At 38.5% G+C, this 12,181-nt stretch carries 12 protein-coding genes; all 12 read left to right on the forward strand.

Translation table 11 applies throughout. The features are described from left to right. Positions 1-21: 21 nt before the first annotated feature. The 12 genes from hslO (at position 22) to MOK21_RS21945 (ending at position 11,340) form a co-directional block, all read left to right on the forward strand. Positions 22-903: an Hsp33 family molecular chaperone HslO gene (hslO, locus tag MOK21_RS21890; protein ID WP_249076064.1), complete on the forward strand. Its 882-nt coding sequence runs from the start codon at positions 22-24 to the stop codon at positions 901-903. Then, complete coding sequence (locus MOK21_RS21895; RefSeq protein WP_249076065.1) at positions 887-1,858, forward strand: peptidyl-prolyl cis-trans isomerase; 972 nt, start codon at positions 887-889, stop codon at positions 1,856-1,858. Before hslO ends, MOK21_RS21895 begins: the two co-directional genes overlap by 17 nt. A gap of 456 nt (positions 1,859-2,314) precedes the next feature. Next, the gene (cysK, locus tag MOK21_RS21900; protein ID WP_249076066.1) at positions 2,315-3,244 is read left to right on the forward strand and encodes a cysteine synthase A; all 930 of its coding nucleotides are present in this window, start codon (positions 2,315-2,317) and stop codon (positions 3,242-3,244) included. Positions 3,245-3,407: 163 nt separating this feature from the next. After that, complete coding sequence (locus tag MOK21_RS21905) at positions 3,408-4,817, forward strand: anthranilate synthase component I family protein (protein WP_374110275.1); 1,410 nt, start codon at positions 3,408-3,410, stop codon at positions 4,815-4,817. Beyond that, positions 4,814-5,395, forward strand: coding sequence for an aminodeoxychorismate/anthranilate synthase component II (pabA, locus tag MOK21_RS21910; RefSeq protein ID WP_249076067.1), 582 nt, complete (start codon positions 4,814-4,816; stop codon positions 5,393-5,395). The genes MOK21_RS21905 and pabA overlap by 4 nt, the downstream gene beginning before the upstream one ends. Beyond that, positions 5,396-6,235 (forward strand): aminodeoxychorismate lyase, encoded by an 840-nt coding sequence (gene pabC, locus MOK21_RS21915; RefSeq protein WP_249076068.1) that lies wholly within the window; start codon positions 5,396-5,398, stop codon positions 6,233-6,235. Positions 6,236-6,248: 13 nt separating this feature from the next. Beyond that, complete coding sequence (gene folP, locus MOK21_RS21920) at positions 6,249-7,103, forward strand: dihydropteroate synthase (RefSeq protein WP_249076069.1); 855 nt, start codon at positions 6,249-6,251, stop codon at positions 7,101-7,103. Beyond that, on the forward strand, positions 7,103-7,468 hold the full coding sequence (gene folB / locus MOK21_RS21925; RefSeq protein ID WP_249076070.1) for a dihydroneopterin aldolase: 366 nt from the start codon (positions 7,103-7,105) through the stop codon (positions 7,466-7,468). Before folP ends, folB begins: the two co-directional genes overlap by 1 nt. Then, on the forward strand, positions 7,468-7,989 hold the full coding sequence (gene folK / locus MOK21_RS21930) for a 2-amino-4-hydroxy-6-hydroxymethyldihydropteridine diphosphokinase (protein WP_249076071.1): 522 nt from the start codon (positions 7,468-7,470) through the stop codon (positions 7,987-7,989). Before folB ends, folK begins: the two co-directional genes overlap by 1 nt. Positions 7,990-8,096: 107 nt before the next feature. After that, complete coding sequence (gene dusB / locus MOK21_RS21935; RefSeq protein WP_249076072.1) at positions 8,097-9,137, forward strand: tRNA dihydrouridine synthase DusB; 1,041 nt, start codon at positions 8,097-8,099, stop codon at positions 9,135-9,137. Between the two features lie 230 nt (positions 9,138-9,367). Continuing rightward, positions 9,368-10,870: a lysine--tRNA ligase gene (gene lysS / locus MOK21_RS21940; RefSeq protein WP_308221953.1), complete on the forward strand. Its 1,503-nt coding sequence runs from the start codon at positions 9,368-9,370 to the stop codon at positions 10,868-10,870. A gap of 197 nt (positions 10,871-11,067) precedes the next feature. Beyond that, positions 11,068-11,340, forward strand: coding sequence for a hypothetical protein (locus tag MOK21_RS21945; protein WP_249076073.1), 273 nt, complete (start codon positions 11,068-11,070; stop codon positions 11,338-11,340). Positions 11,341-12,181: the final 841 nt, after the last annotated feature.

The following is a 12,181-nucleotide window of genomic DNA, read 5'->3' on the forward strand; positions in this document are numbered from 1 at the left end:
GAAATGAGGGACTTTTCATTTATGAAAGACTATTTAGTACGAGGTTTAGGGTTTAACGGACAGGTTCGCGTTTTTGCAGCTTGTACAACAGCAACTGTAGGAGAAGCGCAACGTCGTCATAATACATGGCCTGTTGTATCGGCTGCCCTAGGCCGTTCTATGACTGCTACGGTGATGATGGGCGCTATGTTAAAGGGTGAGGAAAAAATCACCGTTAAAATTGAGGGGAACGGTCCAATCGGTCCAATGGTAATTGACAGTAACGCGCATGGTGAAGTTCGTGGCTTTGTAACAAATCCTCACGTTCATTTCGATTTAAATGAGCACGGCAAGCTTGATGTTCGAGCAGGTGTTGGAACTGAGGGTGCATTAACAATCGTAAAAGATCTAGGCTTAAGAGATATGTTCTCTGGACAAACACCGATTGTATCAGGTGAAATTGCTGAGGACTTTACTTACTATTTTGCTACGTCAGAGCAGGTACCTTCGTCAGTTGGATTAGGCGTTTTAGTAAACCCTGATAACACAATTCTGGCAGCTGGTGGCTTTATCCTTCAATTAATGCCAGGTTGTGAGGAAGAAACAATCAATGAAATTGAGCAGCATCTTTCTACAATAGAGCCTGTTTCAAAAATGATTGAAAAAGGTTTTACACCTGAACAAATTTTAGAAGCTGTATTAGGAAAAGGTCATCTACAAATTTTAGATTCCATGCCGGTAGAATTTAAATGTCAATGTTCAAAAGAGCGATTTGGTGCAGCGATTTTAGGGTTAGGGACACAGGAAATTAGAGAAATGATTGAAGAAGATGGTGAAGCAGAAGCAGAATGTCACTTCTGTTTAGAAAAATACTACTTCTCAAAAGAAGAGTTAGAAGGATTTATCGATGAGCTCAACGCGTAATCGACGACCTGTAACCACTACAACACCCAACCAAACGCCCTTATTGCAACGCCGTCTTAAGACAAAACCGGCTTTAACAGTTATTGCAATCTTATTATTAGGAAACATTTTATGGTTCATTACTTGGTTAATTCCTAATAAAGACCAGGAAATAGGTAGCGACGAGCAAGTCGCTACCGTTGACGGGGATAGTATTACACGTCAACAGTGGATGGTTGCCATGGAAGAACGCTATGGTAAAGAGACGTTACAAAATTTAGTGAATGAATCGGTAATGGAGAAGGCAGCTAAAAAGTTTAAAATACAAGTAACGGATAAGGAGATTGATTTAGAATTAGCCTTAATGCGTTCTGCTCAAGATAAATTTGATACTGCGATGCAAAACCTTTCTTCAGAGCAGCTGCGACAAAAAATCCGCTCACAGCTTATTTTGGATAAGGTACTGACAAAAGATGTGGTTATAAAAAAAGGTAGTATTAAAAAATATTATGAGGAAAATCAGGCACTGTACAATACGAAGACAAGCTATCGTACGAATCTTATAGAAGTGAATTCAAAAAAAGCTGCTGAGGAAGCATTAAGTGAAATAAAAGATCCCGCTGATTTTTCGGTGCTAGCACGTGAAATTTCAGTAGATAGTGCGTCAGCTAGCTTAGGTGGAGATATTGGTTTCCTTACAGAAAATCAAGAAAATGTCGATCCTGCCATTTTAAAAGCAGTAAAGGCTTTAAAAGCAAATGAGGTTAGTAAAGCATTTAAGCTTGCTAATGGTCATTACGGAATTGTACAAGTTCAAGAGATAACAGAAGGACAATCCTTTACATATGACGATGTGAAAGAACATATTGAACGTGAGCTCGCGTTAGAGCAATTGCCACAACATGTTACACCGGAAACGTTTTGGTCTGAATTTAATGCAACTTGGTATTATGGTGAATCGAAAAAAGGTAAATAACAGATTGCTCTGAAATGAGTATCAATTATGGCATAACATAATTGTAGCCTGCAGATCGAAGGCTTTAACTTCTTTCAGTTCACCATCTTTAGAGGTGGGAGGCTTCTGTATCTGTCACTAAGCTCTTTCGTTACAAAAAAACATCTACTGAAAGAAGTTAAAGAATCTGCAAGATATCTGCGGGGAAAGTGAGTCAGGGGAACCCCTGCAGACGTTTAGCGTCAATGGAGTAACGTCACCCCTAGGATATTGAGCAGATTTTTATTTCCCTTCATTCGCATATGTCGGTTAAAAATCTTATGAAGAATTTCGACAAGATGAAAAGGTTTATGGAACGATGTCAATAAATATTCTGAAAATATAAGTTATATTTATTGACAATCGAATGGAAAAATTGATAAAATCAAAATTAAGTAAAACCTATAAAAATAGTAGGGATTAGGAGTGGATTGATATATGAGTAGATTAGCAAACTCAGTAGCTGAATTAGTTGGTAAAACACCAATTGTTAAGTTAAATCATGCAACAGGTGAAAACGAAGGTACTGTTTATGTAAAATTAGAATATTTTAACCCGGGAAGCTCAGTGAAAGACCGTTTAGCTTTAGCGATGATTGAAGCGGCTGAAAAAGACGGTACATTAAAGCCAGGTGGTACAATTATCGAACCTACTTCTGGTAACACGGGTATTGGTCTTGCGATGATTGCTGCCGCTAAAGGTTATAAAGCGATTTTAGTAATGCCAGAAACAATGAGCTTAGAGCGTCGTAACTTATTACGTGCATATGGTGCAGAGCTTGTATTAACACCTGGGCCAGCAGGTATGAAAGGGGCAATTGCAAAAGCAGAAGAATTATCTGTTGAACAAGGCTACTTCTTACCACAGCAATTCACGAACCCAGCTAATGCTGTTGTTCACCGTTTAACAACTGGTCCGGAAATTGTAGAAGCATTTGATGGTTTAAAATTAGATGCATTTGTTGCTGGTGTCGGTACTGGTGGTACAATTACGGGTGCGGGGGCAGTGCTAAAAGAGAAATATCGGGATATTGAGATTATTGCGGTTGAGCCAAAAGATTCACCAGTGCTTTCAGGTGGGCAACCAGGGCCTCATAAAATTCAAGGTATTGGAGCTGGCTTCGTACCAGAAGTGTTAGATACAGATGTCTATTCTTCTGTAGCCCCGGTTGAAAATGAGATTGCTTTCGAGGTAGCTCGTAAAGTAGCGCGTGAAGAAGGCATTTTATGCGGTATTTCATCAGGTGCAGCTATTCATGTTGCGATTGAAGCGGCAAAACGTTTAGGGAAGGGCTCGAATGTTCTTGCAATCGTACCTTCTAACGGAGAACGTTATTTATCTACACCTTTATATCAATTTGAAGACTAATCTATTTGTTCGTAAGGCTCCTTTAAGAGGAGTCTTTTTTTGTTGTTATTTATATCTTTCCGAATGTAGAAACATACAGTGCTTAAATTGAAAAATATTCGCTTCCAGGCAATATTCACGTTAAGATGGAATCACATCATATGACTTAAAGGGGAATAGCAACTTGAAGACAATACTGACGAAAACAATATCGATGGATGCAGACTCGTTTTTTTATAGTTATAAGAAGCAAACAGAAGCAGAACAAGCACATGTATTTTTAGAAAGTGGACGCGGAGGGAATTTTACAATAGCTGCTTGGAATCCGCTAGCTACAGCACAATCGATCGAGAATGGTTTGCTTGTAAATTGGCGAAATGGTGAGATGGAAAATTTAATCGGTGAGCCTCTTGCTTTGTTAGAGAAATTAGTGGAGAACTATCACATTTTATATAATGCGGAGCTTCCTGTTTTTCAAGGTGGAGCTATCGGATTTGTTGCATACGATTATGCTCGTAAAATTGAAATGTTACCTAATAATGCTGTAGATGATCTACATATACCAGATATTTATTTTTATATTTTTGATTGCTGGGCAGTACACGATGCGAAAACAAATAAAGTAACGCTTATGAAGCTAACAGACTGTAATGTGAATTTGGAAGAATGGGCTAATGAGTGGCAAGTGGCCGCACAAGAAGGACTGCTTAGACGTAAATTTGAAAAAACAAGCGCTGTAGAAATAGTAAATGACGAAAGTGAATTATTAGTATCATTTGCTGGAACTGCCTTTGAGGAAGCGGTAAGTAAAATCCAAACATACATAGCGCAAGGTGATGTATTTCAAGTGAATTTGTCAGTACGTCAATCTAAAAAGTTAAAGGCGACTGCTATGGATGTATATGAAGCATTACGTGCATTTAATCCTTCACCGTACATGGCTTATATAGAAGCTCCGGATTTTGCTGTTGTTTCTGGTTCTCCTGAGCTTTTGGTGAAGCGTCACGGTAATGAGTTGTCTACTCGACCAATCGCTGGTACACGACCTAGAGGAAGATCCGAGGAAGAGGATTTAGCATTAGCGCAGGAATTGATTGATAACGATAAGGAACGTGCTGAACATGTAATGCTTGTTGATTTAGAGCGTAATGATTTAGGGAGAGTATCTACATACGGGACGGTTGAAGTAGATGAGTTCATGGTAATTGAACGCTACTCACATGTGATGCACATTGTCTCCAATGTACGAGGAGAAATAGCTGAAGGGAAAACCAATGCAGACGTTATCCGTGCTATGTTCCCGGGTGGGACAATAACGGGTGCACCGAAAATTCGTACGATGGAGATTATTGAAGAATTAGAACCTGTAAGACGAGGATTATATACGGGTTCAATTGGCTGGCTAGGCTTTACTGGTGATATGGAATTTAATATCGTTATTCGTACAGCATTTGTTAAAGATGGAGTAGCGCATATTCAGGCTGGAGCAGGGATTGTTATTGATTCTGTTCCGGAAAGAGAATACCAAGAATCTTTGAATAAAGCGAAAGCAATGTGGCAAGCAAAGGCAATGGCAGAGGAGCGAGCAAAATGATTTTAATGATTGATAACTACGATTCTTTTACGTATAACCTTGCACAATATTTCGGGGAGTTTGGCCATGAATTAGTGGTCAAGAGAAACGATGTATTGACAGTGAAAGATATAGAGCGGCTTGCTCCAGATATGATTGTTATTTCGCCAGGCCCATGTAGCCCGAATGAAGCGGGTGAAAGTCTGAACATTATTAAGTATTTCGCGGGAAATATTCCGATTTTAGGCGTTTGTCTTGGCCATCAGGCTATTGCTCAAGTATTCGGAGGGAATGTTATACGGGCTGAGCGTTTGATGCATGGTAAAACATCACCGGTGTTACATGATGAAATAGGTTTGCATAAAGGGATGCCAAATCCATTTGCCGCAACACGCTATCATTCGTTAATAGTAGAAAAAGAAACATTACCGGCGTGTTTTGAAGTGACGGCATGGACAGAAGAAGGCGAAATTATGGGTATACGTCATAAGGACTATCCAATTGAGGGAGTGCAATATCATCCTGAATCGATTATGACGGAGCAAGGTAAAAAACTTCTACGCCAATTTGTAGATTTGTATGTTGGGGGAGCAAAGTAGATGCTGTGCTGGATGAATGGAGACTACATGGCGGCGCAGGATTTGCGCATTTCACCATTTGATCATGGATTTTTATACGGGTTAGGCTTTTTTGAAACGTTTCGAACGTATAAGGGAAAGGTGTTTTGCTGGGAAGCGCATATGGAAAGGTTGCAAAACGCGCTTTCTCAATATCGTATTCATATGCCGTATGCTGAAGAGGATTTGTTAAAGGTTGTTCAACAATTAAATGAACAGGCCAATGGACAGGATGGATATTTCCGTATAAATGTCTCAGCTGGAGAGCATAGTATAGGTTTACAACCTACTGAATATAGAAATCCGAATATTATTGTTTTTCGCAAAGAATTACATGATACACCTCGAGGTATGGAAAAAAACGCACAATGGCTTGTAACACCGCGTAACACACCTGAAAAAGGGCTCCGAGTAAAGTCGCACCATTATGGCAATAACGTTCTTGGACGTTTTGAGATGCCATCTTTAGCGCAACAAGAGGGCTTCTTTTTAACGGAAGAGGGCTTTGTTGCTGAAGGGATAACATCAAATATCTTTTGGGTGAAAGATGATATACTATATACGCCTTCTTTAGAGACTGGTATTTTACCTGGAATTATCCGAGCGTGGGTAATTGAGCGAGCACAATCTCTGGGGATTAAGGTGAAAGAAGGTTTCTTTACTAGAGAGGATATAGAGCAAAGCTCAGAGTGCTTTATTACTAACTCTATACAAGAGCTTGTTCCAATCCTTACATTAGAGAGCCAGCAATTATTAGGCAATAAAGGACCTGTTTATTCGCGTTTACATGAAGCATTTGTCAATGAAGTGGGACAAGAATAGAAGGAGAGTTAACATGCTAGAAAAATATAAAACACCATTAACAATTAACGGTATCACGTTAGACTATACAGCAGAAACTTTTGTGATGGGTATTTTAAATGTCACACCGGATTCATTTTCAGACGGAGGAAAGTACAATAAGGTTGAAGCTGCAGTTGTACAAGCGAAAAAAATGGTAGCAGAGGGTGCTAAAATTATTGATGTTGGCGGGGAATCAACACGGCCAGGTTATGAGCGTATTTCCGATGAAGATGAAATTGCGCGAATTGTACCAGTTATTCAAGCATTAGTAGCCGAAGTGCCAGCAATTATATCTGTTGATACGTATAAAGCGAACGTAGCTCGTGCAGCCATTAAAGCTGGTGCGCATATTATTAACGATATTTGGGGAGCGCAAGCTGAACCTGATATTGCACAGGTTGCTGCAGATTTAAATGTACCTATTATTTTAATGCATAATCGAGATAACACTGATTATGGTGCTGATTTCTGGATGACTGCAAAGGCAGACTTAGAGAAAAGTATTGCTATTGCCCGAAATGCAGGTATACCAGACAATCATATTATTTTAGATCCGGGTATAGGCTTTGCGAAAACTACCGCTCAAAATATAAAAATGATGCAGCATTTAGAGGATTTAGTAGCAATGGGTTATCCTGTTTTACTAGCGACTTCACGCAAATCGATGATTGGTAATGTCTTAAAGCTGCCTGTTGAGGAGCGTATTGAAGGTACAGGTGCAACAGTTGTTTACGGTATTGAAAAAGGATGTCATATGATTCGTGTGCATGATGTAAAGGAAATGGCACGAGCTACACATATGGCTGATATTTTAGTTGGTAAACGTATTTACAAGGAGGAAGCGTGATGGACTATATTCATTTAAAAGATATGCAGTTTTATGGGTATCATGGTGTTTTGGCAGCAGAAACAACACTCGGTCAACGCTTCCGTGCTAATGTTTCACTTGCTGTAGATATGACAAAGGCTGGAGAGACTGATGACTTGGATTACACGGTGAATTATGCAGAGGTTTATGCATTATGCCGTGATATCGTAGAAGGCGAGCCATTCAAGCTTATTGAAGCACTTGTATCGAAAATAGCAAATTGTATTTTAGAAACGTACCCAGAAAAGGTTAAGGGTGTTCGCGTGGAGCTTATTAAACCAGACCCACCAATCCATGGCTATTATAAAGAAGTATCGGTAGAGGTAACGAGAGGTGATTACTAATGAATGATGTGTATTTATCGATTGGTACAAATATGGGAGATCGATTGGACAATTTACAACATGCTGTTAGCCTTTTAAAAGGCAAAGAGGAAATTGAAGTTGTACACATTTCATCTGTTTATGAAACAGCTGCCGTAGGCTACACCGACCAAGCAGACTTTTTAAATATTGCTGTTCATATTAAAACGAGTTATTCATCTTCCGAAATGCTAAAAACTTGCCAGTGGGTTGAAAGTGAACTAGGACGTGTTCGTGAATTTCGATGGGGTCCTCGGATCATAGACCTTGACATTTTGCTCTTCAATCACGAAAATATTGAAACAGAAAGCTTAATTGTTCCGCATCCAAGAATGTATGAGCGAGCTTTCGTGTTAGTACCATTGATAGAAATTACGCCTGTACCAGTTGGAAAACAACTGCAAAGGGCACATGATATAATGGAACAGTTGGACTGTGAAGAGGAAGGCGTTACTTTATGGCAAGCAACAGCAGAGCTGAAAATGATGCAGTCCGTTCATTAAGTTGCTAATCCAGTGGTCAAGGATTATTGGTGTATTACCTATAATTGCATAGCATTAACGATAGATATATATAGAAATAGGTGAAAACCTATAGAAGGAGGACAACATTGAGTCAGACAACGGAGAAGCCGTTTCAAATTGGCGATATAGTCATGGACAACCGTGTCGTATTAGCGCCAATGGCAGGGATTTGTAACTCTGCTTTCCGTTTAACTGTTAAGGAGTTCGGAGCAGGGCTAGTATATGCAGAAATGATTAGTGATAAAGGAATTGTCCAAAAGAACGAGAAAACATTAGGTATGCTATATATTGATGAGCGTGAAAATCCACTTTCGTTGCAAATTTTTGGTGGGGATAAGACGACGCTAGTGGAAGCGGCTAAGTATGTAGATGAAAATACAACTGCTGACATTATCGATATTAATATGGGCTGTCCAGTGAATAAAATTATTAAATGTGAAGCGGGCGCTCGTTTACTTTTAGACCCGGATAAATTATATGAAATGGTAGCGGCTGTTGTCGATGCGGTTAAAAAACCTGTCAGCGTAAAAATGCGTATTGGTTGGGATGACGAGCATATCTTTGCAGTTGAGAACGCACAAGCTGCCGAACGCGCTGGTGCTTCAGCGATAGCTGTTCATGGACGTACTCGTGTGCAAATGTACGAAGGAAAAGCGAATTGGGATATCATTCGTCAAGTAAAGGAAAATGTAAAGATTCCTGTGCTCGGTAATGGTGATGTAGAAACGCCCCAAGATGCAAAACGTATGCTTGATACTACTGGGGTAGATGCAGTCATGATTGGACGCGCTGCTTTAGGGAATCCGTGGATGATTTATCGTACAGTTCAATACCTTGAAACTGGTGAGCTAAAGGAAGAGCCAAGTGTACGTGAAAAAATTGATGTATGCTTGCTTCACTTTGAACGCCTTATGCAATTAAAGGGAGAATCTGTGGCCGTACGTGAAATGCGTAAACATGCTTCGTGGTATTTAAAAGGTATTCGCGGTAACGGTAAAGCGCGAAAAGAGATTAACCAAACAGAAACTGCGGCAGAGCTTCGTGTATTATTAAATGGACTTGTACAAGACTATGAAGAGCTTGAATCTAAATTAATAGTACCAGGAACGAAAGAATTAATTATATAACTTCTTTCATCTGATTTCATACGCAATTATGCCAAGGTATAAAGATTAAATGAAAGAGGCGTCTCACTGTTCGTTTTGAGACGTCTATTTTTCTGTCAACATTAGTTTTTAGAATTATTAATTATTTCTTCTGTTATGGAAATTAAACCGAAACAGATGATTACAACAATAAAATTGTGTACAATAGAAATATTATGGACGTAAACGCAACACGGACAATTTAATAAGGAGTGAAACAAGTGTCAAACATAGAAGAATTAAATGATCAGCTTTTGGTGAGACGCCAAAAAATGACGGCTATTCGAGATAATGGTCAAGATCCATTTGGTAGTCGTTTTGAACGTACGCATTTATCAACTGAAGTGCGTGAACAATTTGCAGATCAAACAAAAGAGCAGCTGGAAGAAAACCTACAAGAGGTAATTATTGCGGGTCGTATTATGACAAAACGCGGTAAAGGGAAAGCGGGCTTTGCACATATTCAAGATTTAGGTGGCCAAATTCAAATTTACGTTCGTCAAGATCATGTTGGCGAAGAAGCATATGAATTATTTAAACAAGCTGACCTAGGCGATATCGTAGGGATTCGTGGTAATGTATTCCGAACACAAGTAGGGGAGCTTTCAGTAAAAGCTGAAGAATTTACATTCCTATCAAAAGCTTTACGTCCTATGCCAGAAAAATTCCACGGCTTACAAGACGTTGAGCAACGTTACCGTCAACGTTATTTAGATTTAATGACGAATGAGGATAGTAAAACAACATTCATTACACGTTCTAAAATTATCCGTGCTATTCGCAATTATTTAGATAACGCAGGGTATTTAGAAGTTGAAACACCAATGCTTCATACAATAGCTGGTGGTGCAGCGGCTCGTCCGTTTATTACACACCATAATGCACTTGATATGGAATTATATATGCGTATTGCAATCGAACTGCATTTGAAACGTCTTATTGTTGGTGGACTAGAGAAAGTGTACGAAATTGGTCGTGTTTTCCGAAATGAAGGGATTTCAACACGTCACAATCCTGAATTCACAATGATAGAGCTGTATGAAGCTTATGCGGATTACAAAGATATTATGTCTCTAACTGAAAACCTTATTGCTCATGTAGCTAAAGAGGTTCTAGGTACTACTACAGTTCAATACGGTGAAGATGAGATTAATCTTGCTGTAGGCTGGAAACGAGTTCATATGGTAGATGCAGTAAAAGAAGCTACTGGTGTAGACTTCTGGCAACCTATGACGAAGGAACAAGCACAAGCGCTTGCTAAAGAGCATGGAGTAGAAGTTAAGGAAACACATGAGGTAGGGCATATTATTAATGAGTTCTTCGAGCAAAAGATTGAGGAGACGCTTGTTCAGCCTACATTTGTTTACGGTCACCCAGTAGAAATCTCACCTCTAGCAAAGAAAAATCCAGAGGACGAGCGTTTCACAGACCGTTTCGAACTATTTATCGTTCGACGTGAGCATGCAAATGCCTTTACAGAACTAAATGATCCTATAGACCAACGTGAACGTTTTGAAGCTCAGTTAGCTGAAAAAGCAGCGGGTAATGATGAAGCGCACGAAATGGACAATGATTTCATTGAAGCATTAGAATATGGTATGCCTCCAACAGGTGGATTAGGTATTGGTATCGACCGCTTAATCATGCTTCTTACAAATTCACCATCAATTCGCGACGTATTATTATTCCCAACGATGCGTCATATTACTAAATAGTTATTTCGGGTTAAAAGCAGGAGTCGAGGTGCAGAAAAGCGCTAAGACTCCTGTTTTCTATCTCTACCGGATGTTAAAATTAAAAGAATTAAGTAGAGTATTTAAATGATGAACGAATATAAGGTATACTTTTAGAGTTCTATAATTTGCACATAAAGTAGAAATAGAAATTATTAGAAGTTTAATGGAGGCTTATAATGAATTATAAAATCTTTAACAAACCAGTATTTGAACAGGCACAAGTACGCTCAGTCTCAGATGTTCTGTTAACTGAAGAAGAGCTTGAACATGGTATGAAATTGGCGGTTTCTAAGTCAGATCCAACTCTTTCTTTATATTTAGTGGATATAAACGGTCAGAAGAAATTCGATGTCCGTTGGGATGATTCCTCGGAAATTTTCAGCGGCTGGTATTCGGCATGGGATAATTTCACTTGGTGCCTAGACATTGTTGATAAACAAAGTAATTAAAATTGGTAGGTTTGTAACTTTCTAATTTTGACTACCGCATTTGAAAAGGGAGCATAGTATTGTATCTTAGTATGATTTCTTTTTTCTAGTTTTGTTTAGCAAAACAATAAGTTAAACAGTAATAAACATGAATAAGTAGGAGTCGAGGTGCAGGAGAATCACTTTGGCTCCTTTTTTTCGCAGTTAAGTATTTGTTAGAGTAACAATGTGTATTTGATATTTTAAATGCTTTACAAAGGAAAGCGTAAGAAAGTATCGTTGGAAAAGGAACTATTTTTATATTCTTCTTATTTAGTTTGTTGATTGTTGAGATTTATGAGAAAGAGATGTATAGTAAAACAAATATAGTGATAGCTAGAAGATTATAAGAATTATTTAGTGCTCGAAAAACCGTAAAATAGCTCACTAATTCTAAATTTATAAAAAAAGATAAATTTATAGCAAAAAACACTTGCGGTTGTATTGGAATCGTGATAAATTATTACTTGTCGTTAAGACGACGCAAGAAATGAAACGGATTTAAAAAGACATCTAAAAAAGATGTTGACATTGAAATCCTAGAGTGGTATTATATAAGAGTTGCTACTTTTGAAACGAGGTAAAAATACTTCTAAAAAAAGAGTTGACAACGAAAAACAAAAGTGTTATAATATAAAAGTTGTTGAGTTAAAACAACGACGATATGAACCTTGAAAACTGAACAAGCAAAACGTAATCAATAAAGTTTTTAGTAGCTAACCTTGAGTTAGTGAACAAAACACAATTTTGGACATCAAACATGATGCCAGCAAAACAATTTGAGCTAATCAAATTTCTTTTTATGGAGAGTTTGATCCTGGCT

The organism is Lysinibacillus sp. BPa_S21 (assembly GCF_023337795.1).
Classification (GTDB): Bacteria; Bacillota; Bacilli; order Bacillales_A; family Planococcaceae; genus Lysinibacillus.

Excerpts from the sequence above, each read along its gene's own strand:
- hslO (WP_249076064.1), top strand. The coding sequence starts at position 22 with ATGAAAGACTATTTAGTACGAGGTTTAGGGTTTAACGGACAGGTTCGC.
- MOK21_RS21895 (WP_249076065.1), top strand. The coding sequence starts at position 887 with ATGAGCTCAACGCGTAATCGACGACCTGTAACCACTACAACACCCAAC.
- cysK (WP_249076066.1), top strand. The coding sequence starts at position 2,315 with ATGAGTAGATTAGCAAACTCAGTAGCTGAATTAGTTGGTAAAACACCA.
- pabA (WP_249076067.1), top strand. The coding sequence starts at position 4,814 with ATGATTTTAATGATTGATAACTACGATTCTTTTACGTATAACCTTGCA.
- pabC (WP_249076068.1), top strand. The coding sequence starts at position 5,396 with ATGCTGTGCTGGATGAATGGAGACTACATGGCGGCGCAGGATTTGCGC.
- folP (WP_249076069.1), top strand. The coding sequence starts at position 6,249 with ATGCTAGAAAAATATAAAACACCATTAACAATTAACGGTATCACGTTA.
- folB (WP_249076070.1), top strand. The coding sequence starts at position 7,103 with ATGGACTATATTCATTTAAAAGATATGCAGTTTTATGGGTATCATGGT.
- folK (WP_249076071.1), top strand. The coding sequence starts at position 7,468 with ATGAATGATGTGTATTTATCGATTGGTACAAATATGGGAGATCGATTG.
- MOK21_RS21945 (WP_249076073.1), top strand. The coding sequence starts at position 11,068 with ATGAATTATAAAATCTTTAACAAACCAGTATTTGAACAGGCACAAGTA.